Origin of the sequence: Streptomyces dysideae (genome assembly GCF_001514305.1) — a bacterium.
Classification (GTDB): domain Bacteria; phylum Actinomycetota; class Actinomycetes; order Streptomycetales; family Streptomycetaceae; genus Streptomyces; species Streptomyces dysideae.
This window is the reverse complement of record NZ_KQ949139.1, coordinates 1-24,739: the sequence shown is the minus strand read 5'-3', so window position 1 is coordinate 24,739 and position 24,739 is coordinate 1. Positions and strand designations below refer to the sequence as shown.

Genomic DNA, 24,739 nt, shown 5'->3' with positions numbered 1-24,739 from the left:
CCCCTGGAGGACGGGCCGCGGTCGTTCACTCAGGACAAGGGCGTCAGCCGTTGGCGAACCGCTTGAACGCGGCCTTGGTGCCCGAGCCGGCGATTCCGTCGATCGCACCGGCGTAACCCCAGTGCGCCTTCAGCAGACGCTGCAGCGCCTTGATCGTGTTGGGGCCGACGATTCCGTCGATCGCGTCGTTGTAGCCCCAGTACTGCTTGAGGCAGCGCTGGAACGCCTTCCAGCTGTTGGTGCCCAGCTGCCCGTCGATCGCACCGGCGTAACCCCAGTACTGCTTCAGCCAGTTCTGGACCTTCTTGGCCTCCGCGGTGGTCAGACCGAGGTTGTTCACCGCGAGCGGGCGCGCGACGGAAGCGACGCGTACGGATACTCCGGAGCCGGCCCAGGCCCCGTCTCCGGCCCCGACCCCGGCCCCACCGGCGGTCCCGCATGCCGGTCACCGGGGTGTGACCGTCGTGGCGGTCCTCGTGTCGGTGTGCGCCCTGGCCGTCGGGGGCGTGGCGGCGGCCCTCTTCCTGCTGCCGCGCCAGGACGGCGGACCGAGGGCGTCCGCGCCTCCCTCGTCGTCCGCCGCCGGCCCAGGGTGCCGGGGAGCCGCCTGCGAGGGCAGGAGCCCGATGGACATGAGGTGCGGCGCCGACCCGGCCACCGTCGCCGCGCACCGCACGGCCGGCGGAGCCTGGATGGAACTGCGTCACAGCGAGGAGTGCGGGGCCAGCTGGGCCCGGATGTGGGGCACCCGGATCGGCGACCGGATCGAGCTGACCGTGAGCGGCGGCGGCCGTGGCGATCGCGGTGGCGGTACCCGCACCGCCGAGGTCGAGGACGACATCGACGCGGAGTCCTACGTCTACACCCCCATGGCCGCGACCGGCCCCGGAAGCGTCGTCCGGGCCTGCTTCCGACCCGCGGCGGACGGCAGGAGGGAGTGCTTCGACGGCCGCGTGGACTGAGCACGTGCGGGACGACCGTCAACGGGACGCACCCGGAGGCCCGTTGTCAGTGCCTCCCCTTACAGTCACCGACATGGCGACTCTTCCCAACCCGCTGCCGAAGCTCACGACCGACCCCACGGGCAGCGCCCTCGGCCTCCACCTCCCGCCCGGAAGCCTGGTCGACGCGACCGTCGACGGCCCGTGGCACGAGCCGCTGCTGTGGCTGGCGGACGACATGGCGGCACCCGGCAACTGGGCGGCGCTGGAGGCGGCGCGGCGGAACGCCGGGCTGCTGCCGGTCGTGCTCGAGGTCGGTGACCGGCATGGCGGACCGGACGTGTGGGACCTGTTGCCCGGGGACATGTCGTATCCCGGGGATCACGACGCCGAGGAGGTCCTGGCCGACCTCTGGGACGAGTGCGCGGCGGACGACGAGGAGTGGCCGGGCCTGGCCGACACCCCCGCCTCCACCTCCGCTTCCGACGACCCGGACACCGTGGCCGCCGAGATCGCCGACACCCTCCTGGAAGCCGGCGGCGGGCCGCTGAAGGACCCCCGTCTCGCGCTCGTCCCGGCGCGCCGCAGCGCCGACATCCCGGCGGCGATCGGCTGGACGGGCCCGGCGAACCACGAGAACGACACCGCCCGCCTCTGCGCGGTGCTCCGCTCCTGGGAGGAGCGCTTCGGGATACGGGTCGTGGCGCTCGGCTTCGACCACCTGCTGGTGTCCGTCGCGGTGCCGCCCACGACCCTGGCCGAGGCGGAGGCGGTCGCCGCCGAGCATTTCGCGTTCTGCCCGGACAACATCCTGCAGAGCAGCGACCCCACCCTGCACGCGTACGCCGAACGCCGGCTCCTCAACCAGCCGGCCTGGCACTTCTGGTGGGACTGAGGACAGGCATCAGCCGATCAGCCCATCAGCGGCTTCGCATCCAAGCCCGCCGCCAGCCTCCGCAGCCCCTCCCCGATCTCCTCCGGCGTCTGCGTCACGAAGCACAGCCGCAGCGTCGAGCGGTCGGGGTCACCGGCGTAGAAGGGAGCGCCGGGGACGTACGCCACGTTGTGCCGCACCACCCGCGGAAGCAGCGCCGTCGTGTCGTACGCCTCCGGCAGCCGGACCCAGAGGAACATGCCACCCTCGGGACGGTTCCAGACCGAGCCCTCCGGGAGCGCCTCCGCGAGGCCGGCGAGCATGGCGTCCCGGCGTTCGCGGTAGACGTCCCGCACCCGGGCCACATGGGCGTCCAGGACCTCCAGGTAGCGTGCGGCGGCAAGCTGGTTGAGGGTCGGAGTGTGCAGGTCGGCGGCCTGCTTGGCGACCACGCAGGCCCGGCGCAGCGCTCCGGGCGCCCGCAGCCAGCCCAGCCGCAGCCCCGGCGCCATCACCTTGGAGAAGGACCCGAGCAGCACCGTACGGTCCTCGGCGTGCGCGGCGATCCACGGCAGCCGCTCGCCCTCGTAGCGGAGTTCGCCGTACGGGTCGTCCTCGACGATCCACAGCCCGCGCCGGGCGGCGACCTCCGCGACGGCGGCCCTGCGGTCGGCGGGCAGGGTGCGGCCGGTCGGGTTCTGGAAGGTGGGGACCGTGTAGAAGAGCTTCGGGCGTTCCCGTGCGACCAGCTCGTCCAGCGCAGCCACGTCGACGCCGTGCTCGTCGCCCGGCACGGCCACGACCCGCGCGCCCGCGAGGCCGAACACCTGAAGTGCCGCCAGATAGCAGGGGTTCTCGACCAGGACCGTGTCCCCGGGTTCCAGCAGCGCGGTGGCGAGGAGGGACAGGCCCTGCTGGGAGCCGGTGGTGATGAGGAGGTCGTCGGCGCCGGTGGGCAGGCCGTGTGCCGTGACGCGTTCCGCGAGCGCGGCGCGCAGCACCGGTTCGCCCTCCGTCGTGGAGTACTGCAGGGCCCGCGCGGGCGTCTCGGCGAGCACGTCACGGAACGCGGCCGCGATGCCGTCGCGGTCGAACAGCTCCGGCGCCGGCAGCCCGCCCGCGAAGTTGACGACCTCGGGGCGGGCGGTGACGGCCAGGATGTCCCGTACCGGCGAACCGCCGATCGACCGGGCCCGCGCGGCGAGCGGCGGCACTGGGGCACGGGTCGACTCGGGGGCTGGCTCGGTGACGGTCATGGCACGGCTCCTTCAGGGCTGCGGCGGTCTCGTGCCGCGCAGCCTAGAGAACTGCATGCCACCTACAAGCAGGTTTCCGCGATACGGACGGAAGCGAACCGCGGGGCTCAGCCCTTGGTCCCGACGGCCGCGTACACGTTGATGTCCGCGTCCGTCACGTCATTGATATCGCGGTAGCGGACCTTCTCGATGTCGTCGAGGGTGTCCAGATAGCCGGCGTCCGGCTGCTCGGGTATGGGAGCATCGCCGTCGAAACGCCAGTGGTGGGCCGGCACGACCCCGGGCTCGGCGAGCTCCAGGGAGCTCTCGGCGAAGAACCGCTCGACCTCCGCCTTCGCCCGCAGTACGAAGGTGAACCCGCGCTCGGTGTACGTCCGCTGGACCGCGCGGATGTTCTCGGGGTTGAGGTCCTCGGTGAGATGGCTGAGCACCAGCCGGCTCCCCGACGGCAGCGCGTCGACGAGCTCGCGCACGATCGGGTACGCCTCCTCGTCCTCGACGAAGTGCAGGATCGCCACCAGGCACAGCGCGATCGGCTGGTCGAAGTCCAGGGTCTTCGCGGCCTGTTCGAGGATCTGCGCGGGACTCATCAGATCGGCGTCGATGTAGTCCGTACGCCCCTCGGGCCCGCTGGTGAGCAGGGCGCGCGCGTGGGCGAGGACGACCGGGTCGTTGTCGACGTACACGACCCGCGTCCCGGGGGCGATCCGCTGGGCGATCTGGTGGACGTTGTCCGCGGTGGGCAGTCCGGTGCCGATGTCGAGGAACTGGCGGATGCCGTCCTCCGCGGCCAGCGTGGTCACCGCGCGGCGCATGAAGTCGCGGTTGTGCCGTACGTCGAGGTAGCCGCGCGGGTTGGCGGCGAGCGCGGCGGCGGCGGCGGCACGGTCGACGGGGTAGTTGTCCTTGCCGCCGAGGAAGACGTCGTAGACGCGGGCCGGGTGTGCCTTGGTGGTGTCGATCCTCCTTCTCAGCTCGGCGGGGTCTTGGCTGAGGGCGTCACCGGACATGGGCGTCTCCCTGGAGAGTCGTTCAAAGGACAACGATCGAGGTCAACAACCTAACTCCCGCCGGGACTTGATGGTGCCCGCCGCCGGATTTCACAGCTCCGGCGTCCCACGCCGCGCCGCCGGGACATGCCGTCCCCGCAGGTCAGCGCCCGTCCCACCGCTCGGGCGTCCCGAATTCCCGGCCGACGGTGGCGAGGCGGACGAATGATCAAGCAGGCTGAGGCAAGACCCGCCCGCCCCCACTCTCACCATTCCCGCCATCCCCACCACTCACGGAGAGGGCCGCTCCATGTCCGCGTCCGCACCCCCTGCCCGTCACCCCCGCGCCCGACTGCTGGCCGCCACGCTGGTGGCGGTCGCCGCGCTCACGCTCACCGCGTGCGAGGACGGCGAGGGCCTGCGCGACGAGGGCCCGGCCGCCCTCCAGCACCCCGGAACGACGAAGGCCGCCCGGACGACATCCGGGCGGCCTCCAGGCCTTGAGGCAAGGTCACACGACGTACGGCACTACGCGAACGCCGGGACATCCTTCGGGTTCGGGCCGTACTTGTTCTGGCCCGGCTGACCGTCGGAGCACAGGAAGACCAGCATGACGATGAGGCCGACGAGCGGGACGATCCCGATGAGGATCCACCAGCCCGTGCGACCCGTGTCGTGCAGCCGACGAACGGTGACGGCCAGGCTGGGCAGCAGGAGCGCGACCGCGAATACGGCCGTGATGGCCGGGAAGTCGATCGCGAAGCCGACCGCGGACAGCACGATGTCGAAGATGAGGTAGAACAGCGTGTACATCCAGTACTCCTTGCGGCGCGCACGCCCGCTGAAGACCGCGTACTTCTTGAGCACCTCGATGAACCAGCTCATTGCATCCCCCAGGGACCGATCTTGAGGCCCTCCAGAACGGATCAGGCCACACGCAGAAGGTAAGGAGGATGACGAGAACTCGTCAATCTCATTGTCCTCGCAGCTCAGCGGGCCGTACATCGCCTGCCGACCGGCCCAACCGCACCCTGCCCGCCGTCGAATTCAGGACAGACCCACCGAAGATCACCAACCGATTCCCCACAGGGTCCCGGGCAGCCGGCAAACGTTCCCCGAACCGAGTTCCGGCCGTTGCCGAACCGAATGCGTTCCGATGTCAACCCTTGATCGATTCGATGCCGGACCGAGCCTGGACCGCCGCCCGGCGGACCCCCGTTCCATCAGCGGAGCCGACGCGCCGCCTCCGTGGCCCAGTAGGTGAGGATGTTCCGCGCCCCGGCCCGCTTGATGCCGGTCAGCGTCTCGAGGATCGCCCGGTCCCGCTCGATCCACCCCTTCTCGGCGGCGGCCTCGATCATCGAGTACTCGCCGGAGATCTGATAGGCGGCAACAGGAACATCGACCGTGTCCGCGACCCGCGCCAGGATGTCGAGGTAGGGCCCGGCAGGCTTGACCATCACCATGTCGGCCCCCTCCTCCAGGTCGAGGGCCAGCTCCCGCAGGGACTCGCGGACGTTCGCCGGGTCCTGCTGGTAGGTCTTCCGGTCCCCCTTCAGGGACGAGGCGACGGCCTCCCGGAAAGGCCCGTAGAAGGCGGACGCGTACTTGGCGGTATACGCAAGGATGGCGACATCCTCCCGCCCGATCTGGTCAAGGGCATCGCGGACGACCCCGATCTGACCGTCCATCATCCCGCTGGGCCCCACCACATGGGCCCCGGCGTCGGCCTGGACCTGCGCCATCTCGGCATACCGTTCCAGCGTCGCGTCATTGTCGACACGCCCCTCGGCGTCCAGCACCCCGCAGTGCCCGTGATCGGTGGTCTCGTCGAGACACAGATCGGACATCACCAGCAGCTCGTCGCCCACCTCGGCCCGCACATCGCGCAGGGCGACCTGAAGAATCCCGTCAGGATCGGTCCCCGGCGTCCCGAGGGCGTCCTTCTTGGACTCCTCCGGCACCCCGAAGATCATGATCCCCGAGACCCCGGCCGCCACCGCCTCCGCGGCGGCCTTCTTCAGACTGTCCCGGGTGTGCTGCACGACGCCCGGCATGGCCGCGATCGGCACCGGCTCACTGACGCCCTCGCGCACGAAGGCCGGAAGGATGAGATCGGCGGGGTGCAGCCTCGTCTCGGCGACCATCCGCCGCATGGCAGGCGTACTCCGCAGACGCCGCGGCCGCGTGCCGGGAAAGGATCCGTACGTCGTCATAGCACCTACGCTACGCCCGCCCGGCCTCTGCCTTTACCGACGCGGAGTCGGCCCCCGAGCCCTTCTCGCAAGGACGGCGGCGGCGAACCGGACCGCGTGCATGGCGGCGCCGGCGTGGGGTTCACGCCGACGTCCTTGGCGCTCAGCGGCCGAGAGGCGTGGTGAACACCGGATTCGTGATACTCCCTGGCTGATTCCCGCGAGCGGGCGTGGACGGCCTGTCGCTGTGTCCGTACGCTGTGTAGGCGGTCTGGGCAGATTACACAGGGGCGGCGTATGGGCGGTACGTGGGCCGCTGATCCGCAGGCGCGGCTGGCCCGGCGCATCGGTGTCGCGCCGTCGGAGCTGGGCACGACTGGGGGCAGGGACGGCTGTCCAGACATCTGGGAGCTCGACAACGGCGACTTCGCGGTCATCGGCCGTGACCTTACGGCGGCCTATTCCGAAGGCCTGCCCGACGATGCGGTGATCGGCGGCGGCGAACGCCTCGTGGTCATCCCGCGCGTCACCCTGCTGGCCGCCAAGGCGCACATTCCGGATGCGTGACCTCCTTGGCGCCTCGCCCGGCGAGCAGTTGGGGCTGGAGGCGTACCGCGAGGACTTCCGCAGCAGGGATTTCGCTGTGGATGGTTGTGATTCGTGGAAGCTGGAGCGCCGCCAGCACTTCCGTGAGCTGGGTGACGCGAGCTGGGCGGCCTTTGTCCAAGAGGATTGGCAGGAGGCGCTGAGGCTGATCGAGGCGCAGCGTGCCGGGCTGCTCGACTTGTCCCGTCTGGCCGCGCGTCACCGTTGCCGTCTGTTGCGTGTCCGTGTGGTGGAGGCGCCGCTCACACCGTACCTGCAGTGGGAACTGCATCTGCTGCGTGTACGGGCCGAGTGCGGTGAGCTGATCCGTGTCGTCGGCCCGGAACACATCGCGGTGTATGAACGCGAGAGTCCGGTCCCGGAGTTGGTCACGCTGAACGACGACACCGTGTACGAGATCCTCTACGACGCGGAGGGTGTCCTGGAAGGAGCCGTGCGCTATCTCGATGCGGGATTGAGGGATCGTGTGGCGGCGCGGGTCGAGGAACTGTACGTGCTGGGGGAGGACATCGGCACGTTCTTCGACCGGGAAGTGGCCCACCTGAAGCCTCCGACGGGTGGCTGAGCCGCGCGAGAGGGTCAACTCCTCGCTCTCTGGCACGGCCCGTGACGTCGTGCAGGCCCGCGACGTGCAGGGCGGGATACATTTCCACGCATCAGCGGCCGATCGCGTGCGGTCGCCGGTTCCGTACCAACTCCCACTGGCCGGGCAGGGCTTCGTCGACCGCTGCGCTGAGCGTGAGGCGCTCGATCGTCTGCTCGATGGCAGTCCCACCTCTGCGCAGGTGCTGCTCATAACCGGCACTGCGGGAGTGGGTAAGACGTCTTTGGTGCTGCAGAACCCGAACGGTCCGGTTCTGGACGTCCCCGCCGAGGCGTTCTCGTCCTTCGTGGCGGGCGTCAAGGCCGAGGAGTTCGGCTCTGTCTGACCGGTCGACCCGGTGCTCGGCTTCGAGCCCGGCGCCTGGTCGTCGTTCGTCGCTGTCGGCCGGCATGACGAGTTCTCTCGGTGAGTCCGACCCGACTACGTGATGCCCCGCTGCTCTGCAAGGAGGAGGGGGGCATCACTGTTGCGTGCGGCGCGGTCATCGGCCCGGCCCTGCTCACCGCTCTTCGGCGGTCTCCGCGATCGCGGCCGGGTCAGGCCAGCCCCTCCGCCAGCTCCTCCGCCTGCTTCAGCACCCGCTCGATCGCCGTCGGCTGCGTCGGCCCCCGCCCCCGTGTGCAGGGGCGGGGCGAAAAACGCACCCAGGCGCTGACCGCGAGGGGCGCGGCGGCGCATTACGTCGTAGTACGTCTCCGCCGAGCCCCCGGCCGCCGCTCGCTCGGCCGCGTAACCGGATCCCCCGCCTCCACCGCAGCAACCCGCCGCTTCATCCCGAAGTCGGCAAGCGCCTCAGCCAACTTGTGCACGGACGGCTCCGGAGCCATCACGTCCACCCGAAGCCCATGTTCCTCAGCGGTCTTAGCGGTAGCAGGCCCAATACAGGCAATGATCGTCACGTTATGCGGCTTACCGGCGATACCCACCAGATTCCGCACCGTAGAAGACGAAGTGAAGAGAACGGCGTCAAAGCCACCCCCCTTGATCGCCTCCCGAGTCTCCGCCGGCGGCGGCGAGGCCCGCACGGTCCGATAAGCCGTGACGTCGTCGACCTCCCAGCCAAGCTCGATCAGCCCAGCCACCAGCGTCTCGGTGGCAATATCGGCCCGCGGCAGGAACACCCGGTCAATGGGATCGAAAACAGGGTCATACGGAGGCCAGTCCTCCAACAACCCCGCCGCCGACTGCTCGCCACTCGGCACCAGATCCGGCTTCACACCAAAGGCAACCAGCGCCTTCGCGGTCTGCTCCCCCACCGCAGCGACCTTGATCCCCGCAAAAGCACGCGCGTCAAGCCCGTACTCCTCGAACTTCTCCCGCACAGCCTTGACGGCGTTGACCGAAGTGAAGGCGATCCACTCGTACCGCCCGGTCACCAGCCCCTTGACCGCCCGCTCCATCTGCTGGGGCGTCCGCGGCGGTTCGACGGCGATCGTCGGCACCTCATGCGGCACGGCCCCGTACGACCGCAGCTGGTCGGAGAGCGAAGCCGCCTGCTCCTTCGTACGCGGTACGAGCACCCGCCACCCGAACAACGGCTTGGACTCGAACCACGACAGCTGATCACGCTGAGCAGCGGCGGAACGCTCACCGACCACGGCTATCACCGGCCGCCCGCCTTCAGGCGAGGGCAGCACCTTGGCCTGCTTCAGCGTCTGAGCGATCGTGCCCAGCGTCGCACTCCAGGTCCGCTGCCGCGTAGTCGTACCCGCAACAGTCACGGTCATCGGCGTATCAGGCTTACGCCCGGCAGCCACCAGCTCACCGGCAGCGGCGGCGGCGGAGTCGAGCGTCGTCGACACGACAACGGTCCCGTCGGACGCCCCCACCTCCGTCCAGCACCGCTCGGACGCCGTCCGCGCATCCACGAACCGCACATCCGCGCCCTGCGCGTCCCGCAACGGCACACCGGCATACGCGGGCACGCCGACCGCCGCGGCGACCCCCGGCACGACCTCGAACGGCACGCCGGCCGCCGCGCACGCCAGCATCTCCTCGGCGGCGTACGCGTCGAGCCCGGGGTCCCCGGACACCGCACGTACGACCCGCCTGCCGCCCCGCGCGGCCTCCATGACAAGATGTGCCGCATCCCGCACAGCGGGTGCCCCAGCGGTTGTTGACGCACCGTCAACAACCGTCAGCTGAGGCGTGCCTGTGCCCGGGAGCGGGTCCGACGAGGTACCCGGGTCCGTGTGCAGTTCGGCGACGCCGTGTCTGGCGTGCCGGCGTACGACGTCGAGCACTTCATGCTCGGCGACGAGTACGTCCGCGTTCGCCAGCGCCTCGACGGCGCGCAGGGTCAGTAGTCCCGGATCTCCGGGTCCGGCACCGAGGAAGGTGACGTGCCCGTGTTCAGGACCGGCGGGAAGGGTGGTGGGGCTCACTGTGCTCGCTCCCCCATCAGACCGGCCGCGCCCTCAGCAAGCATCTCGGCGGCGAGTTCACGGCCGAGCGCCATTGCTTGGTCGTGCGTCTCGGGCACGGGACCGGTGGTGGACAGCTGCACCATCCGCGAGCCGTCGGTCGTGCCGACGACGCCGCGCAGGCGCATTTCCTTGACAATCTGCCCGTCGGCCTGGGGGTCCCCCCGCTCGAGCGGAGCCGAGAGTGGGGGAAGGTCGGCCAGCGCACCCACAGGTGCGCTGCAGCCGGCCTCCAGGGCGGCGAGCAGTGACCGCTCGGCGGTGACGGCGACCCGCGTGAACGGGTCGTCGAGCTCGCCGAGCGCGGCGATGAGGTCCGCGTTGTCCGCGGTGCACTCGATCGCGAGTGCTCCCTGGCCGGGAGCAGGCAAAACAGTGTCGACCGACAGGAAATCAGTCACTTCATCACTACGACCGATCCGATTGAGACCAGCCGCAGCCAGCACAACCGCATCCAGCACACCATCGCGCACGAACCCGATCCGCGTATCCACATTCCCGCGGATCGCAACCGTCTCGATATCCAGCCCATGGCTGCGCGCGTACGCGTTCAGCTGGGCCATCCGCCGCAGCGAACCCGTACCGATCCGCGCCCCGCGGGGCAGGTCGGTGAACTTGAGGGCGTCCCGGGCGACGATCACATCGCGCGGGTCCTCGCGCACGGGGACCGCGGCCAGCGCCAGCTCCTCGGGCTGCGTGGTCGGCAGGTCCTTCAGCGAGTGCACCGCGAAGTCGACCTCGCCCCTGAGCAGCGCGTCCCGCAGCGCGGTGACGAACACACCCGTGCCGCCGATCTGCGCGAGCGCCTCCCGGGAGACATCGCCGTACGTGGTGATCTCGACGAGTTCGACGGGCCGTCCGGTCACCTGGCTCACGGCGTCCGCCACCTGCCCGGACTGGGCCATGGCGAGCTTGCTCCGCCTGGTCCCGAGCCTCAGTGCCTTGTCAGTCATGCTGGCCCCGCGTTCTTCTCGGTGCTGTCCCCGGCCCGGGAGACGGAGGCCACCGTCTCCTGGTCGAGGTCGAACAGGGTCCGCAGCGCGTCCGCGTACCCGGCGCCGCCGGGCTCGGCCGCGAGCTGCTTGACCCGTACGGTCGGCGCGTGCAGCAGCTTGTCGACCACGCGCTTCACGGTCTGCGTGATCTCGCTGCGGTGCTTGTCGTCGAGCTCGGGCAGCCGGCCCTCGAGCCGGGCGATCTCGTTGGCCACCACATCGGCGGCCATCGTGCGCAGCGCGACGACGGTCGGCGTGATGTGCGCGGCCCGCTGCGCCGCCCCGAAGGCCGCGACCTCGTCGGAGACGATACGGCGGACCTGGTCGACGTCGGCCGCCATCGGGGCGTCGGCGGAAGCTTCCGCCAGCGACTCGATGTCGACCAGCCGCACCCCGGCCAGCCGGTGCGCGGCGGCGTCGATGTCGCGCGGCATGGCGAGGTCGAGGAGGAAGAGGACCGGCTCGGGCCGTACGGCCTCGACGGCCGGCTCGGGCCTGCGCCGCTCGGGGATCCGGCCGATGGCGGCGGCGGTCGCGGCGAGCGCGGTGATCAGCTCGGCGTCGGCCTCCGGACTGCGCCGGGCCGCCTCCCTGCGGTCCACGGCCCCGCCGGTGACCCACGCGGCGTGCTGCTCCAGCGTCGCCGCGTCCATGCCGGCCACGGCGGCCTCCCCCATCACGGAGAAGCCGGACTGCGCGACGGACAGATCCAGCGGGCAGCCCTCGTCGGTACCGACGCTGGTGGGCGGAAGCTCTTCTCGTACGCCGTCCCCGACGGCCGTACGACCCGCTACGGCACCCTCGGGCACCCGGCCCCCGACCGCCGCGGCGACCGCGTCGGCGGTCAGGACCAGCCCGGTCGCGCCCGTGCAGGAGACGGCGAGATCGGCACGTGTCAGCTCGGCCGGCACCGATTCCATCGGTACCGCGCGGGCCGGCACGTCCGTGTCGCCGGACTCGGTGAGGATCTGTGCGAGGCGCTCGGCACGGTCGGACGTGCGGTTGGCGACGACGATCTCGGCGACACCGGCCCGCGCGAGCGTGGCGGCGGCCAGCGAGGACATCGACCCGGCGCCGATGACGAGGGCCTTCTTGCCGCGGGCCCAGTCGTCGACGGGCGTACCGAAGGACAGCTGTTCCAGGCCGAAGGTGACCAGGGACTGTCCGGCGCGGTCGATGCCGGTCTCGGAGTGGGCGCGCTTGCCGACCCGCAGGGCCTGCTGGAACAGGTCGTTCAGGAGGCGGCCGGCGCTGTGCAGGTCCTGGGCCTTGGCCAGGGAGTCCTTGATCTGGCCGAGGACCTGGCCCTCGCCGACGACCATGGAGTCGAGCCCGCAGGCCACCGAGAACAGATGGTGGACGGCCCGGTCCTCGTAGTGGACGTAGAGGTAGGGGGTGAGCTCCTCGAGGCCGACCCCGCTGTGCTGGGCGAGCAGCGTGGACAGCTCGGCGACACCGGCGTGGAACTTGTCGACGTCGGCGTACAGCTCGATGCGGTTGCAGGTCGCGAGGACCGCCGCCTCGGTGGCCGGTTCGGCGGCGACCGTGTCCTGGAGCAGCTTGATCTGGGCGTCCGCGTGCAGTGCGGCGCGCTCCAGGACGCTGACCGGGGCGCTGCGGTGGCTCAGCCCGACGACGAGGAGACTCATGCCGGCATCACGGCGGGTACGTCCCCGTCCGGCCCTTTGTCGGCTGACTCCTTGCGGGTGACGGAGGCCGGTACGGCGCCGTCGGGCAGGGCGTTGGCGGCCTCCTCGCCGGCCTTGCGCTGCTCGTGGAAGGCGAGGATCTGCAGCTCGATGGAGAGGTCGACCTTGCGCACGTCGACGCCGTCCGGGACGGACAGCACGGTCGGCGCGAAGTTCAGGATGGAGGTGACACCGGCGGCGACGAGCCGGTCGCAGACCTGCTGGGCGACGCCCGGCGGGGTGGTGATGACCCCGATGGAGACGCCGTTGTCCGAGATGATCCGCTCCATCTCGTCGCTGTGCTGGACGGTGATCCCGGCGACCTGCTTTCCGGCCATCTCGGGATCGGCGTCGATCAGCGCGGCGACCCGGAACCCACGGGATGCGAACCCGCCGTAGTTGGCGAGGGCGGCGCCGAGGTTACCGATACCGACGATCACTACCGGCCAGTCCTGGGTGAGCCCCAGTTCGCGGGAGATCTGGTAGACGAGATACTCGACGTCGTAGCCGACACCCCTGGTCCCGTAGGAGCCGAGGTACGAGAAGTCCTTGCGCAGCTTGGCGGAGTTGACCCCCGCCGCGGCCGCGAGCTCCTCGGAGGAGACCGTGGGTACCGAGCGCTCCGACAGGGCCGTCAGGGCGCGGAGGTACAGCGGAAGCCGGGCGACGGTGGCCTCGGGAATTCCTCGGCTACGGGTCGCCGGTCGGTGAGTTCGGCCAGTTGCCACGGTGCTCCTGCGGGTAGAGCGGGGCTGCAGGCGGTCACACGTCCCTAGACCGCCCCGTCGAATGCAGGCTATGTCTTTGTGAACGCGTGCACAAAGATCGTGTCCGATTTGCCCGGCCAACGTGACCGGGGTCACGCACACCCGGCGCACTGGTGCGGAACCGGCGCACAAGCACCATCGTTCCTCTTTTCTTGGGGGCAAAACCGCACACTCTCCTCTACGATCCCCGCCCCCGAGACCAAGTCGCCGTCGATCCTAAGCGACTTCCCCGCCAGTTGGACTACTCGGTCAGTGCCTTCCGCAGCCGCTGCTCGTCCACCCGCCAGAAGGTGTGCTGGGCACCGTCGACGAGCACGACGGGGATCTGTTCCCAGTACTGGTCGTGGAGTTGGGGATCCTGGGAGATGTCCTTCTGCTCCCACGGAACCCCCAGATCAGCGCACACCTTCTCGATCACCGACTGTGCGTCATCACACAGATGACAGCCGGGCTTGCGGATGAGAGTGACGAGCCGCTCCTGCGGCGCCCGGGTCGCCCTCCGGCGAAAAATGGGACTCATGTCAGCCATTCTCGCGCGCCGGGCCACAAGCGGGACCGCCGGGAAACCGCCAGGGCACGCGCAGGTCCGATCGCTTCTTTAACGGTGCGGTCGCGGAGAGTTCACACCCTTCAAACCTGTCGACTCCGGAACCGCCGAAGAGACTGGCTATGCTCACGCCATGGCCGCTCTCGGATGGCTCACTCCCCGTAGGCGCTCCGCCACGGCGCGGAGCGTGTTGGCAGGCGAGGCCTCGGCGGAGGCAGCGCGCAAGTCCTCCCAGGAGGCAGAGGACGTCCCGACCGAGGAACCGGAGTTCCCGGTCCTCGGCGACGAGCAGGCCGCCGCGTTCTTCGACCTGGACAACACCGTGATGCAGGGCGCCGCGCTGTTCCACTTCGGCCGGGGCCTGTACAAGCGGAAGTTCTTCGAGACCCGCGACCTCGCCAAGTTCGCCTGGCAGCAGGCCTGGTTCCGGCTGGCCGGCGTCGAGGACCCCGAACACATGCAGGACGCCCGCGACTCGGCGCTGTCGATCGTGAAGGGCCACCGCGTCTCCGAGCTGATGTCGATCGGCGAGGAGATCTACGACGAGTACATGGCCGAACGCATCTGGCCGGGCACCCGCGCCCTGGCCCAGGCGCACCTGGACGCGGGCCAGAAGGTCTGGCTGGTGACCGCGGCCCCCGTGGAGATCGCCCAGGTGATCGCCCGCCGCCTCGGCCTGACCGGCGCCCTCGGCACGGTCGCGGAGTCGGTCGACGGCGTCTACACGGGCAAGTTGGTCGGCGAACCGCTGCACGGCCCGGCGAAGGCGGAGGCGGTCCGCGCCCTGGCGTCGGCGGAGGGCCTGGACCTGACCCGCTGCGCGGCGTACAGCGACTCCCACAACGACATCCCGATGCTGTCCCTGGTGGGCCACCCCTACGCGATCAACCCGGACGCCAAACTCCGCAAGCACGCCCGCAAACTGGACTGGCGGCTGCGCGACTACCGCACCGGCCGCAAGGCCGCGAAGGTCGGCATCCCGGCCGCGGCGGGCGTCGGTGCGGTGGCCGGCGGCACGGCCGCGGCGATCGCCCTGCACCGGCGCCGGCGGTAGGCCCCCCCGGGGGGGCCACCCCCCCGGGGGGGCCACCCCCGTGATCCTCCCCGAACACCGACCGTACCCGTGCCCGAATCCAGGCCAATCCACGGTTCGTACCCTTACAACGCCCTGTCCAGTCACCTTGGCTGCACACGGCCACAACACGCCCCGGACCCAGCCGGAACACGAAGATTTTCGATCAACAACCGGTCACTGTCCGGCACTTGATCGGGCGCCAATCGGATACAGAAGCGACGTAATCGATGATTTGAGCAACTGGGTGTAGCAGCGCCTGTACGAAGCGTTATTCTCCTCAGACGCAATCCGGTACCCCTTCCGTCGCTACGACGGGTGAACGGTCCCGTACTGCACGTGATGGAAGCTCTGCCTCTGGGAGTCCCGTGTACCCACACGTCGGGGTTGACGCCTCGGGCCTGGCTACGCTGCGCGCAACGGTCCAAGACCTGTTGAGCGGCTTCGTCCCCACCGCGTACGCCGTCCCCGCCCTCGCCGTAGCCACCGCCCCCGTCGGGCCGTGCTACGCACTTGCCGACGGCAGCGCCGCCGTCGGCAGACGAGGGCGTTCCACCGGCGCCGCCACCGCCCGCCGTCCCGCCGCGGACAGCGACAGCGCCCGCATGATGGACCTGGTGGAACGCGCCCAGGCCGGCGAGGCCGACGCCTTCGGCCGCCTCTACGACCAGTACAGCGACACCGTGTACCGGTACATCTACTACCGCGTGGGAGGTAAGGCCACCGCCGAGGACCTCACCAGTGAGACGTTCCTGCGCGCCCTGCGCCGCATCGGCACCTTCACCTGGCAGGGCCGTGACTTCGGCGCCTGGCTCGTGACCATCGCCCGCAACCTCGTCGCCGACCACTTCAAGTCCAGCCGCTTCCGGCTCGAGGTCACCACCGGCGAGATGCTCGACGCCAACGAGGTCGAGCGGTCCCCGGAGGACTCCGTCCTGGAGTCCCTCTCCAACGCCGCCCTCCTCGACGCCGTACGCCGGCTCAACCCCCAGCAGCAGGAGTGTGTGACGCTCCGCTTCCTCCAGGGCCTCTCCGTCGCCGAGACCGCCCGCGTGATGGGCAAGAACGAGGGCGCCATCAAGACCCTCCAGTACCGGGCCGTCCGCACCCTCGCCCGGCTCCTCCCGGACGACGCCCGCTGAACCCGCCCGGAACGGCACGCTCCGCAGTCCTCAACTCACCATCGGTGAAAGTTCGTTGACTTGGCGGTCGGATCATCCGCCGTCCGTAACCCAAGTGGCGCGCCGCTCGTTGTGCGGGATGCAGGCTCCCTGTGGTCACTCCCTGGCCGACTCCGATCACTCGATCGTGTGCATGTGGTCAGGGTGTGCAACCCTCAGGACCCCCTGGGGAGTCGACCGTCATGACGAGAGGAGGTGCCGCCAGTGATCGCGAACGTATCGGCACACCGGCGGGCGAACGCCTTCGCCCAGGCCCTGGAGGAGCAGTCCGACCGGGGCCCGGCGGCCGAGCAGTCCGAAGGATCGGTACCGGCCCCGGCCGCTGCGGAACAGACCGAGCAGGGCCGTCAGTTGGCCCTCACGGCGAGTCTCGGCGAGCTGCCCAAGCCGGAACTGGACCCGGAGGTCAAGGTCGTCCAGCGAGCCCAGCTCGTGGCCGCGTTCGAGGCCATGCTGCTGGAGGGCACCGTTGGAGGCGAGGCGGCGGACCCTTCGGTCCCCGAGCAGCGCTCCCCCCGATCGCGCGGCACTCACCGGGCGAGCCCGCTGGGGAAGCTGCGACCGCGTTCGCGGCTGACCAAGGGCCTCGCCGCCGGCGGGCTCAGCGTCAGCGTCGCGGCGGGCGCGTTCGGCGGCGTCGCCGCCGCCAGCTCGGACGCCCTGCCCGGTGACTCGCTCTACGGCCTCAAACGCGGCATCGAGGACTTCAAGCGCAGCTATCTGTCCGACGGGGACGACGACCGCGGTCGCTCCTACCTCGACCAGGCCGCCACCCGCCTGAACGAGGCCCGCCGGCTCATGGAGCGCGACCGCGGCGGCCAACTCGACCACGAGTCCCTCGGCGAGGTCCGCCGCGCCCTGTCCGGCATGAAGCACGACGCCGCCGAGGGCCACCGACTGCTGCACGAGGCGTACGAACGCGACCCGGACTCCCTGGGCCCCATCCGGGCCCTCGACGCCTTCTCCCGGTCGCACCGCGACGCCTGGGGCGCCCTCCGCGACCGGCTGCCGGTGCAGCTCGGGGACGTCAGTGAGCAGGTGTCGTCGGTGTTCGACGCCATAGACGAAGAGGTCGCCCCGCTGCAGTCCCTCCTCCCGCAACCCCCGGCCCGGGGCGGCGGCGAGCGGCAGGGCACGTCCGGCTCTCCGTCCACCGGCTCGACCGGCAGGGACGGCTCGACGACGCCGAGCACGGGCGACACCGGCGCGTCCAACGCCAGCCAGTCCAGCAGCCCCAGCGGCTCGTCCTCCCACACCGAGGACGAGGGCCTCCTGGGCGGCAACACCGGCGGCCTCCTCGACTCCCCGAAGGACACCGGCACCAGCATGTCCTCCCCCACAACACCCCCGACCACCCAACCGGACGTCACCGTCCCGCCCCTCCTCCCGGGCCTGCTCCCCGGCCTGGGCATCGAGGGCGAGGACACGAACTAGTGCCCCGGCAGGCAACGTTCGCCCGTTAAGGAGCGGCGTCCGGTACGTGCTCTCGGCGTGCCGGGTACAAGCCCTCGTACTGGACGTACCTGGGTTTGTGCCCGGTGCGGCGGTCGTACGCGAGACTGCTGTCAGGTCTCTCAGACAGCGGCCGCGAAAAAGCCGAAGCCCTAGAAGAACACCGACCTCCGCTGCACGAGCAACTTGTACAACGTGTGCTGGATCTGTTCTCTGACCTGGTCGGTCAGGTTGAACATCAGCATCGGATCCTCCGCCGCCTCCGGCGGATAGCCGTCCGTCAGGATCGGCTCGCCGAACTGGATCGTCCACTTCGTCGGCAGCGGCACCGCGCCGAGCGGGCCCAGCCACGGGAAGGTCGGCGTCAGCGGGAAGTACGGGAAGCCCAGGAGGCGGGCCAAGGTCTTCGCATTGCCGATCATCGGGAAGATCTCCTCCGCCCCGACGATCGAGCACGGGATGATCGGCGTGCCCTGGCGCAGAGCCGTGGAGACGAAACCGCCACGGCCGAAACGCTGGAGTTTGTAGCGCTCGCTGAAGGGCTTGCCGATGCCCTTGAAGCCCTCCGGCATGACGCCGACGACCTCGCCCTGGCCGAGAAGGCGTTCGGCGTCCTCCGCGCAGGCCAGCGTATGGCCGAGCTTGCGGGCGAGTTCGTTGACCACCGGCAGCATGAAGACGAGGTCGGCGGCGAGGAGGCGCAGGTGTCGGCCGGCCGGATGGTGGTCGTGGACGGCGACCTGCATCATCAGGCCGTCCAGCGGCAGCGTCCCGGAGTGGTTGGCGACGATCAGCGCGCCGCCCTCGGACGGGATGTTCTCGACACCCTTCACCTCGACCCGGAAGTACTTCTCGTACACCGGCCGCAGCAGGGACATCAGGACCTGGTCGGTCAGCTCCTCGTCGTAACCGAAGTCGTCGACGTCGTAGTCCCCGGTGAGCCGGCGGCGCAGAAAGGCGAGCCCGCCCGCGATACGTCGCTCCAGGCCGCCGTCGTCCTGGGGCCTCTGGGCCGGCTTTTCCTCACGCGTCACAGGAACATCATCCTGCGCGGAGGCCCTGCTGGGCAGGGGCTGGACCTCACGTACCAGCGCGGGCTCCGTGCCCTTGCGGCGGCTCCCCGCGCTCCGGCGCCGCGGCGGCCGCTGCACGGCACCCCCGCGGGACCGGTCGTCGTCGAACGGAATGACCTTGGCATCCGCCATCGTTGATGCGCTCCTCAGTTGGCGCTCTGCGTCGGGGGGTGGCCGCCGCCCAGGACGGGCAGGGCGGCGATCCGGTCGACGGCCCCCGCAAGGGCCTCCGGCGGCAGCAGCCCGGGGCCGCGGCTGCGCGCGAACTCCGCGAAGGTCTCCGCCGTCGTGTACTTCGGCTTGAATCCGAGGGTCTCACGCATCTGGTCCGTCGCCACGACCCGGCCGTGTGTCAGCAGCCGGATCTGCTCGGGCGAGAAGTCCGTCATACCCAGCGTACGCACGAGGGACCCGGCCCAGGTGACCGCCGGCAGCAGTAGCGGCACGGTGGGCCGGCCGAGGCGCCGGGAACACTGTGAGAGCAGCAGGACGCCGTCGCCGGCGATGTTGAAGGTGCCGCTGTTGAGCGTGCCCCGCTGCGGTTCGTGGGAGGCGATGCGCAGCACCTCGATCACGTCGTCCTCGTGCACGAACTGCAGCCGCGGATCGTAGCCGAGGACGGTCGGCAGGACGGGCAGCGAGAAGTACGAGGCGAGCGGCGTATCGGCGCTGGGGCCCAGGATGTTGGCGAACCGCAGCACACACACGGCCACGTCCGGCCGCCGCCGCGCGAACCCGCGTACGTATCCCTCGACCTCGACCGCGTCCTTGGCGAAGCCGCCGCTGGGCAGAGACTTGGGCGGCGTCGTCTCGGTGAAGACGGCCGGGTCGCGGGGCGCCGACCCGTACACGTTCGTACTGGACTTCACCACGAGCCGTTTGACGGTCGGGGACTTCTGGCAGGCACCGAGCAGCTGCATGGTGCCGATGACGTTGGTCTCCTTGACCGTGGTCCGGCTGCCACTGCCGAGCGCGGTACCCGTCACGTCCATGTGTACGACCGTGTCGGCGCCGGTCTCGGCGAGCACCCGCGCGATGGTGGGCTGCCGGATGTCCGCCCGGATGAAGTCGGCACCGCCCAGATGGTGCTCGGGTGGCACCGCGTCCACGGCGACGACCCGGTCCACCTGTGGGTCACGCTGGATCCGTCGTACGAACCGGCCCCCCAGTTGACGGGCCACTCCGGTCACGAGCACGACCTTGCCCAAGATCAGCGCCTTCCTTCCAGGCCTTGTTTCCGTGCTGCCCGCACCTGCCGCGTTCCCCGTGTGCGGCCAACTTAGCGGGTCGATGTTGCGCTGTGATGACCGCCCAATGCATGAGGTGACGACATCCACAGAGGTACGAACAGACCAAGCCATGTGGACGCAGGCGTACGCGCAGGCCGCGCCCGGATCCGGATATGCGTGTGGCCCCCCACCGGGTGTGGTGGGGGGCCACAGAACACGCCACTTTCGCGGCGTCGCGCTTACTTCTTGTTGCGACGCTGAACGCGCGTGCGCTTGAGCAGCTTGCGGTGCTTCTTCTTAGCCATCCGCTTGCGCCGCTTCTTGATAACAGAGCCCACGACTACCCTCGCTCACTTCTCATCACTCGGTGTTTGGGCGCCATGGGCCCATACGACCTACGAGGGGCCAGCCTACCCGTCCGAGCGCTGAGGTCGTAATCGAGGGGACGGGGGAGATCCCGACATGCCCTGAGGATCCCCCCGGCCCATCGTCGTCAGGCGGTTTCCACCCCCACATAGCTCTCACGGAGGTACTCGTGAACCGCTTGCTCCGGGACGCGGAACGACCGTCCCACCCGGATCGCGGGCAGATGACCACTGTGCACCAGCCGGTACACGGTCATCTTCGACACTCGCATCACCGAGGCGACTTCCGCCACGGTTAGGAACTGAACCTCGTTCAGAGGCCTTTCGCCAGCTGCAGCCATGACACACCTGAACCTTCCGCACTCGACGGCCACCGGCTTCCCCTTCCGGTGACTCTTCGTCGCTGCGTGCTCACTCCCCAGACTAGGGGCGGGTGATGCGAGTGGGGAAGAGGTGCACCCATCGGCGGCCTACTGTGACAGACACGCTCGATTGAGTACGTAGCGGGTAAGCGGCCGGTAGTAATCAGACCGCACAGCGTCATCAAGTGGAACGACGACGGACACGACCCCCTCCGCCTCCCCCACGAAGAGCGCAGGGTCATCGGTATCGGCGAGCCCAATGGCCTCAAACCCCAGCTGACCTGCCCCGCAGACCCACCCGTGGTCCCCGACGACAAGCTCCGGCAACGTCCCGCCGGCCGACGCCACGGCGTCCAGCACGGTACGAACCGGGAGCGGCGAGTGTGTGTGTGCGCCCGGCTCACAACCGGGACGGGAAGGGCCGGGTTCGCGGACCAGCGCGACTCCTCGTACGTAGTCAAGGTTGTACGTGCGTAGACCGAACCGGGTCGTTATGTCGACACAATGACCCGTTGCCGGAGTGAGAACGGCACATCCCGCCGCCGACAGCGCGTCTGCCAGGGCGGCGTAGAACCCGAGCAGACGATGCGGATGCCCGGTCCCGAACAACACCGGCCCACCACTCCGAGCGACGGCACCGAGCCGAGCAGCGAAGGCATCAAGGGCCGCCAAGGTCCGCTCAGGATCGATCACATCATGGCCGGAGGTGCACGCCGGATCGGCCGAAACCCCGCACTTGTCCGCCATCAACTCGATCAAATCCCGTTGCTTCCAGCTCCATTCAGGATCAAGCCCGATCAGCACCCGAGGATCCCGAGCAGCGAAAAGCCGATAACTCCGCAGACTCTCCTCCCGCGAGGTCGCCACGGTCCCAGCAAGACGAGCGGCAAGAAGATGGGCGCGCAGGGCTCCGGTGGTCAACACGTAGGTGATGGTGACGGATGGGGATCGGGGGCGCCGGGGGAACAGGGAAACACCGCACGGTCGGCGTAAGGACGGGTAAGGGCGGCGGGGTCGGCCCTCCCCACCTCAGCCCCCACCCGCCTAAGCCAACAGCCCCCGCAACGGAAACACGGCTTTCCGAGCCGCCAGCACAGCCTGATCCAACCGATCCGCAGGGTCATACCCCGCCTCCCAGTCGGCCCAGGCCACAGGCCACCGCCCGTCAGTCATCCGCACCGGCGCCAACTGCCGAGTCCGAGCAAACACTTCCTGCCGCCAACTCTCCGGAATCACCGTCTCGGGCGTGATCTCCCGCCCCGCAGCGATCCCCACCAGATGAGTCCAGGACCGCGGCACGACGTCCACCACCGCATATCCACCCCCACCCAGCGCCACCCACTTCCCGTCGGCGTACTCGTGCGCCAGCTCATGACAGGCGACCTGCACGGCCCGCTGCGCATCCAACGACACCGCGAGATGCGCCAGCGGATCCTCGAAGTGCGTATCGGCCCCGTGCTGCGTCACCAGCACCTGAGGCCGAAAGTCGGCGATCACCTCCGGCACCACGGCATGAAACGCCCGCAGCCACCCCGCATCCCCGGTCCCCGCCGGCAACGCGACGTTCACGGCAGACCCCTCGGCCCCCTCACCGCCCGTCTCCTCCGGCCACCCGGTCTGCGGAAACAAGGTCCGAGGATGCTCATGCAGCGAGATCGTCAGAACCCGGGGATCCTCCCAGAACGCCGCCTGCACCCCGTCCCCGTGATGCACGTCGACATCCACATAGGCGACCCGCTCGGCCCCCAGCTCCAGCAACCGAGCGATGGCCAGCGACGCATCGTTGTAAATACAGAACCCCGACGCACCCCCGGGCATCGCATGATGCAGCCCACCCGCGAAGTTCACCGCATGCAGCGCCTCACCCCGCCACACCGCCTCCGCGGCCCCCACCGACTGCCCGGCGATCAGCGCCGACACCTCATGCATCCCGGCAAAGGCAGGATCGTCCAACGTCCCGATCCCATACGCCCCGTCCGCCGCCCCCGGCTCCACCGAAGCCGCCTTCACGGCCTCGACGTAGTCCTCACGATGGACGAGCCGCAGCGTCGACTCCCCGGCCGGCTTGGCCGACACGACCTCCACGTCCCGATCCAGCCCGAAGGCCGCGACGAGTGTCCGGGTCAGCGCAAGCCGAACCGGATCCATCGGATGCTCAGGACCAAAGTCATAGCCCGTTACTGCCTCGTCCCACATCAGCTGTGTGCGGCCGCTCATGCCCGTCACCGTATCGGTCCGGTTGAGCGGCGAACGACCGGGCGTACACAACCGTCACCAGCACCAACACCATCGGCACGAGCATGGCCCCGCGATAGCTCCACGCGTCCCCCAGCGCCCCCACCAACGGCGAACCGATCAAAAACCCCACATAATTGAAGACATTGAGCCGCGCCACGGCCGCATCCGAAGCCCCCGGGAACAACCGCCCGGCCGCGGCAAAGGTCTGCGGCACCAGCACACACAGCCCCAGCCCGAGCAACGTGAACCCCAGCATCCCGACCCACGCCCCCGGCGCCCCCGCCACCACGGCGAACCCCACCGCCGCCACCAGCGCCCCCATCCGCACGACGGCCACAGCCCCGAACCGCCGCACCCCGAAGTCCCCGATGGCCCGCCCCAGCAGCGTGGTCACCATATAGACGTTGTACGGCACGGTCGCCAGCTGCTCGGAGCTCCCCAGCACGTCCTGCAGATACTTCGCACTCCAGTTGGAGACGGTCGAGTCCCCGATATAGGCGAAGGTCATCACCAGACACAACGGCAACAGCATCTTGAAGACGAGAGGCCCACTCTCCGAGCCCTTCTCCTCCTCCACGGGCCCGGCGTCATCGCGGTTGTCGACGTACCACCGACTCCCGACCAGTACGGCCGGCAACAACACCACAACCGGCAGATACGACACGAACAGCGCCAGATGCCAGTGCGCCCCGACCCACGCGAGCGAGGCCCCCAGAATCCCGCCCAGGCTGTACGCCGCATGGAAGCTGAGCATGATGCTGCGCCCGTACGACCGCTGCAGACTCACCCCGAGCATGTTCATCGACGCGTCGAGCACACCCACGGCCAGCCCGAACGCGGCCAGCGCGAGCCCCAGCTCGACCATCCGCTCCCCCGCCCCTACCCCGAGCAGCGCCAGGAGCACGACCGGCTGGGACCACCGCAGCAGCCGGCTCGGCGGTATCCGCTTCACCAGCCGCTCGGTCGCCACACTCCCGACCCCGGCGAGGATCGGTACGGCGGCGAGGAAGGCGGGCAGCAGCGCGTCGGAGACCCCGTACCGGTCCTGAATGGCCGGGATCCGCGTCACCAGCAGAGCAAACGCGACGCCCTGAGCGAAGAAGCCGAACGTCAGCGAGGCCCTGCCGCGCCGCAGTACATCTGTCATGGCGGCGAGCGTAGGGCCCCAACGTACTGGTGGGTAGATCCAGCTAAAGATGAATTTCCCTCAGCTTTACTCGGCGGAGGACACCAGCAGGTCGACCAGGTCCATCATGTCCGAGAAGAGCCGATTGGCGCCGACGAGCTTCCCTGGGGGCGTCATGGCGGTGAACCCGTACACGTCCATCCCCGCCGCGACGGCCGCCTGGACCCCCAGCGGACTGTCCTCGACGACGACACACCGCCCCGGCACGACCCCCATCCGCTCGGCCGCGTACAGGAAGAGATCCGGCGCCGGCTTCCCCCGCCCCACATCCTGCGAACTGAAGACCCGCCCGTCCTCGAACCACCGGTCCAGCCCGGTCGTCCGATGCCCCACCCGAATCCGCTCATGACTCCCGGACGACGCCACGCAGTACGGCACCCCGTCCGCGGCAAGCTTCTCGAGTACGTCCACGACCCCGCCCACCGGCCTCAACTCCCGCTCGAACGCGGCGAACACCCGCGCGTGGAAGACGTCGTCGAAGTCCTCGGGCAGCCGCTGCCCGGTCCGCTCCAGGACGACGTCATGGATCCGATGCATCGCGGACCCCATGTAGTCCCGGATGGAGTCCTCATAGGAGGTCGGATGCCCCAACTCGGTGAGATAGCCGGCCAGCAGCCTGTTGGAGATGGGCTCACTGTCGACGAGAACGCCGTCGTTGTCGAAAATGACGAGGTCATAGCGCATACCCAAGAGCGT

Annotated in this window: 25 protein-coding genes and 2 pseudogenes; 9 read left to right on the top strand and 18 right to left on the bottom strand. The window is 69.6% G+C overall.

The genetic code is table 11. The features are described 5' to 3' along the window. Positions 1-43: 43 nt before the first annotated feature. A pseudogene (locus tag AQJ91_RS46770) lies at positions 44-442 on the bottom strand (peptidoglycan-binding domain-containing protein); the annotation flags it as partial. Between the two features lie 22 nt (positions 443-464). On the opposite strand from AQJ91_RS46770, the gene AQJ91_RS51495 reads away from it, so the two are divergent. Together AQJ91_RS51495 and AQJ91_RS46760 are read left to right on the top strand one after the other, a co-directional pair. Beyond that, positions 465-962, top strand: coding sequence for a DUF2690 domain-containing protein (locus AQJ91_RS51495; RefSeq protein ID WP_234383454.1), 498 nt, complete (start codon positions 465-467; stop codon positions 960-962). Positions 963-1,035: 73 nt separating this feature from the next. Continuing rightward, complete coding sequence (locus tag AQJ91_RS46760; RefSeq protein WP_067035986.1) at positions 1,036-1,836, top strand: DUF4253 domain-containing protein; 801 nt, start codon at positions 1,036-1,038, stop codon at positions 1,834-1,836. A 17-nt stretch (positions 1,837-1,853) separates the two neighbouring features. Here AQJ91_RS46760 and AQJ91_RS46755 read toward each other — a convergent pair whose 3' ends face one another. Together AQJ91_RS46755 and AQJ91_RS46750 are read right to left on the bottom strand one after the other, a co-directional pair. Then, positions 1,854-3,071: an aminotransferase-like domain-containing protein gene (locus tag AQJ91_RS46755; RefSeq protein WP_067035984.1), complete on the bottom strand. Its 1,218-nt coding sequence runs from the start codon at positions 3,069-3,071 to the stop codon at positions 1,854-1,856. A gap of 107 nt (positions 3,072-3,178) precedes the next feature. Continuing rightward, positions 3,179-4,081, bottom strand: coding sequence for an SAM-dependent methyltransferase (locus AQJ91_RS46750; protein WP_067035980.1), 903 nt, complete (start codon positions 4,079-4,081; stop codon positions 3,179-3,181). Between the two features lie 289 nt (positions 4,082-4,370). Here AQJ91_RS46750 and AQJ91_RS53170 point away from each other — a divergent pair, with 289 nt between their 5' ends. Further along, positions 4,371-4,646: a hypothetical protein gene (locus tag AQJ91_RS53170; protein WP_107122727.1), complete on the top strand. Its 276-nt coding sequence runs from the start codon at positions 4,371-4,373 to the stop codon at positions 4,644-4,646. Here the strand turns inward: AQJ91_RS53170 and AQJ91_RS46745 are convergent. After that, complete coding sequence (locus AQJ91_RS46745; RefSeq protein WP_067035977.1) at positions 4,589-4,945, bottom strand: DUF805 domain-containing protein; 357 nt, start codon at positions 4,943-4,945, stop codon at positions 4,589-4,591. The two genes, AQJ91_RS53170 and AQJ91_RS46745, sit on opposite strands and share 58 nt — an antisense overlap. A 338-nt stretch (positions 4,946-5,283) precedes the next feature. Beyond that, the gene (hemB, locus tag AQJ91_RS46740; RefSeq protein ID WP_067035974.1) at positions 5,284-6,276 is read right to left on the bottom strand and encodes a porphobilinogen synthase; all 993 of its coding nucleotides are present in this window, start codon (positions 6,274-6,276) and stop codon (positions 5,284-5,286) included. A 276-nt stretch (positions 6,277-6,552) separates the two neighbouring features. Here hemB and AQJ91_RS46735 point away from each other — a divergent pair, with 276 nt between their 5' ends. The 3 genes and pseudogenes from AQJ91_RS46735 to AQJ91_RS58010 form a co-directional block, all read left to right on the top strand. Further along, the gene (locus AQJ91_RS46735; RefSeq protein ID WP_067035971.1) at positions 6,553-6,822 is read left to right on the top strand and encodes a hypothetical protein; all 270 of its coding nucleotides are present in this window, start codon (positions 6,553-6,555) and stop codon (positions 6,820-6,822) included. A gap of 28 nt (positions 6,823-6,850) precedes the next feature. Then, positions 6,851-7,426, top strand: a complete 576-nt coding sequence (locus tag AQJ91_RS46730; protein WP_159054823.1) for a DUF6879 family protein — start codon at positions 6,851-6,853, stop codon at positions 7,424-7,426. A gap of 271 nt (positions 7,427-7,697) precedes the next feature. Next, positions 7,698-7,790, top strand: a pseudogene (locus AQJ91_RS58010) (DUF397 domain-containing protein); the annotation flags it as partial. A 352-nt stretch (positions 7,791-8,142) separates the two neighbouring features. Here the strand turns inward: AQJ91_RS58010 and AQJ91_RS46720 are convergent. From AQJ91_RS46720 to AQJ91_RS46700, 5 genes are all read right to left on the bottom strand, one after another. Then, positions 8,143-9,849 (bottom strand): bifunctional uroporphyrinogen-III C-methyltransferase/uroporphyrinogen-III synthase, encoded by a 1,707-nt coding sequence (locus tag AQJ91_RS46720; protein WP_067035963.1) that lies wholly within the window; start codon positions 9,847-9,849, stop codon positions 8,143-8,145. Beyond that, a complete protein-coding gene (hemC, locus tag AQJ91_RS46715; RefSeq protein WP_067035960.1) occupies positions 9,846-10,841 on the bottom strand; it encodes a hydroxymethylbilane synthase in 996 nt (331 codons plus the stop codon). Before hemC ends, AQJ91_RS46720 begins: the two co-directional genes overlap by 4 nt. Continuing rightward, positions 10,838-12,532, bottom strand: a complete 1,695-nt coding sequence (locus AQJ91_RS46710; RefSeq protein ID WP_067035958.1) for a glutamyl-tRNA reductase — start codon at positions 12,530-12,532, stop codon at positions 10,838-10,840. Before AQJ91_RS46710 ends, hemC begins: the two co-directional genes overlap by 4 nt. Continuing rightward, positions 12,529-13,299, bottom strand: coding sequence for a redox-sensing transcriptional repressor Rex (locus AQJ91_RS46705; protein ID WP_067035955.1), 771 nt, complete (start codon positions 13,297-13,299; stop codon positions 12,529-12,531). Before AQJ91_RS46705 ends, AQJ91_RS46710 begins: the two co-directional genes overlap by 4 nt. Positions 13,300-13,579: 280 nt before the next feature. Further along, positions 13,580-13,867, bottom strand: coding sequence for a glutaredoxin family protein (locus AQJ91_RS46700; protein ID WP_107122726.1), 288 nt, complete (start codon positions 13,865-13,867; stop codon positions 13,580-13,582). 151 nt (positions 13,868-14,018) lie between these two features. On the opposite strand from AQJ91_RS46700, the gene AQJ91_RS46695 reads away from it, so the two are divergent. The 3 genes from AQJ91_RS46695 to AQJ91_RS46685 all read left to right on the top strand — a co-directional run bounded on the left by AQJ91_RS46695 (position 14,019) and on the right by AQJ91_RS46685 (position 17,572). Then, positions 14,019-14,939 (top strand): HAD family hydrolase, encoded by a 921-nt coding sequence (locus AQJ91_RS46695; protein ID WP_067035950.1) that lies wholly within the window; start codon positions 14,019-14,021, stop codon positions 14,937-14,939. Positions 14,940-15,325: 386 nt separating this feature from the next. Beyond that, the gene (locus tag AQJ91_RS46690; protein ID WP_067035947.1) at positions 15,326-16,099 is read left to right on the top strand and encodes an ECF subfamily RNA polymerase sigma factor, BldN family; all 774 of its coding nucleotides are present in this window, start codon (positions 15,326-15,328) and stop codon (positions 16,097-16,099) included. A 243-nt stretch (positions 16,100-16,342) separates the two neighbouring features. After that, positions 16,343-17,572: a DUF5667 domain-containing protein gene (locus AQJ91_RS46685; RefSeq protein ID WP_067035944.1), complete on the top strand. Its 1,230-nt coding sequence runs from the start codon at positions 16,343-16,345 to the stop codon at positions 17,570-17,572. A 170-nt stretch (positions 17,573-17,742) separates the two neighbouring features. Here the strand turns inward: AQJ91_RS46685 and AQJ91_RS46680 are convergent, their stop codons facing one another. The 8 genes from AQJ91_RS46680 to AQJ91_RS46650 form a co-directional block, all read right to left on the bottom strand. Continuing rightward, complete coding sequence (locus tag AQJ91_RS46680) at positions 17,743-18,795, bottom strand: lysophospholipid acyltransferase family protein (RefSeq protein ID WP_067035940.1); 1,053 nt, start codon at positions 18,793-18,795, stop codon at positions 17,743-17,745. A 14-nt stretch (positions 18,796-18,809) separates the two neighbouring features. Then, the gene (locus AQJ91_RS46675; RefSeq protein ID WP_067035936.1) at positions 18,810-19,871 is read right to left on the bottom strand and encodes an NAD-dependent epimerase/dehydratase family protein; all 1,062 of its coding nucleotides are present in this window, start codon (positions 19,869-19,871) and stop codon (positions 18,810-18,812) included. A 260-nt stretch (positions 19,872-20,131) separates the two neighbouring features. Continuing rightward, positions 20,132-20,230, bottom strand: coding sequence for a 30S ribosomal protein bS22 (locus tag AQJ91_RS51490; protein ID WP_003948845.1), 99 nt, complete (start codon positions 20,228-20,230; stop codon positions 20,132-20,134). A gap of 155 nt (positions 20,231-20,385) precedes the next feature. Then, positions 20,386-20,598, bottom strand: coding sequence for a helix-turn-helix domain-containing protein (locus AQJ91_RS46670; RefSeq protein ID WP_004984898.1), 213 nt, complete (start codon positions 20,596-20,598; stop codon positions 20,386-20,388). A gap of 129 nt (positions 20,599-20,727) precedes the next feature. Beyond that, entirely contained in the window at positions 20,728-21,543 is an 816-nt protein-coding gene (locus AQJ91_RS46665) for a phosphatase (protein ID WP_067035934.1), read from the bottom strand. A gap of 120 nt (positions 21,544-21,663) precedes the next feature. Further along, on the bottom strand, positions 21,664-22,836 hold the full coding sequence (locus AQJ91_RS46660) for an acetoin utilization protein AcuC (protein ID WP_067035994.1): 1,173 nt from the start codon (positions 22,834-22,836) through the stop codon (positions 21,664-21,666). Then, entirely contained in the window at positions 22,787-24,004 is a 1,218-nt protein-coding gene (locus AQJ91_RS46655) for an MFS transporter (RefSeq protein ID WP_067035931.1), read from the bottom strand. Before AQJ91_RS46655 ends, AQJ91_RS46660 begins: the two co-directional genes overlap by 50 nt. A gap of 66 nt (positions 24,005-24,070) precedes the next feature. Beyond that, on the bottom strand, positions 24,071-24,727 hold the full coding sequence (locus tag AQJ91_RS46650) for an HAD family hydrolase (RefSeq protein WP_067035992.1): 657 nt from the start codon (positions 24,725-24,727) through the stop codon (positions 24,071-24,073). Positions 24,728-24,739: the final 12 nt, after the last annotated feature.

Bases quoted from the DNA above. Each gene is read 5' to 3' on its own strand.
- AQJ91_RS46760 (WP_067035986.1), top strand. From the start codon at position 1,036: ATGGCGACTCTTCCCAACCCGCTGCCGAAGCTCACGACCGACCCCACG.
- AQJ91_RS46755 (WP_067035984.1), bottom strand. From the start codon at position 3,071: ATGACCGTCACCGAGCCAGCCCCCGAGTCGACCCGTGCCCCAGTGCCG.
- AQJ91_RS46750 (WP_067035980.1), bottom strand. From the start codon at position 4,081: ATGTCCGGTGACGCCCTCAGCCAAGACCCCGCCGAGCTGAGAAGGAGG.
- AQJ91_RS53170 (WP_107122727.1), top strand. From the start codon at position 4,371: ATGTCCGCGTCCGCACCCCCTGCCCGTCACCCCCGCGCCCGACTGCTG.
- AQJ91_RS46745 (WP_067035977.1), bottom strand. From the start codon at position 4,945: ATGAGCTGGTTCATCGAGGTGCTCAAGAAGTACGCGGTCTTCAGCGGG.
- hemB (WP_067035974.1), bottom strand. From the start codon at position 6,276: ATGACGACGTACGGATCCTTTCCCGGCACGCGGCCGCGGCGTCTGCGG.
- AQJ91_RS46735 (WP_067035971.1), top strand. From the start codon at position 6,553: ATGGGCGGTACGTGGGCCGCTGATCCGCAGGCGCGGCTGGCCCGGCGC.
- hemC (WP_067035960.1), bottom strand. From the start codon at position 10,841: ATGACTGACAAGGCACTGAGGCTCGGGACCAGGCGGAGCAAGCTCGCC.
- AQJ91_RS46710 (WP_067035958.1), bottom strand. From the start codon at position 12,532: ATGAGTCTCCTCGTCGTCGGGCTGAGCCACCGCAGCGCCCCGGTCAGC.
- AQJ91_RS46700 (WP_107122726.1), bottom strand. From the start codon at position 13,867: ATGGCTGACATGAGTCCCATTTTTCGCCGGAGGGCGACCCGGGCGCCG.
- AQJ91_RS46695 (WP_067035950.1), top strand. From the start codon at position 14,019: ATGGCCGCTCTCGGATGGCTCACTCCCCGTAGGCGCTCCGCCACGGCG.
- AQJ91_RS46680 (WP_067035940.1), bottom strand. From the start codon at position 18,795: ATGGCGGATGCCAAGGTCATTCCGTTCGACGACGACCGGTCCCGCGGG.
- AQJ91_RS46670 (WP_004984898.1), bottom strand. From the start codon at position 20,598: ATGGCTGCAGCTGGCGAAAGGCCTCTGAACGAGGTTCAGTTCCTAACC.
- AQJ91_RS46660 (WP_067035994.1), bottom strand. From the start codon at position 22,836: ATGAGCGGCCGCACACAGCTGATGTGGGACGAGGCAGTAACGGGCTAT.
- AQJ91_RS46655 (WP_067035931.1), bottom strand. From the start codon at position 24,004: ATGACAGATGTACTGCGGCGCGGCAGGGCCTCGCTGACGTTCGGCTTC.
- AQJ91_RS46650 (WP_067035992.1), bottom strand. From the start codon at position 24,727: ATGCGCTATGACCTCGTCATTTTCGACAACGACGGCGTTCTCGTCGAC.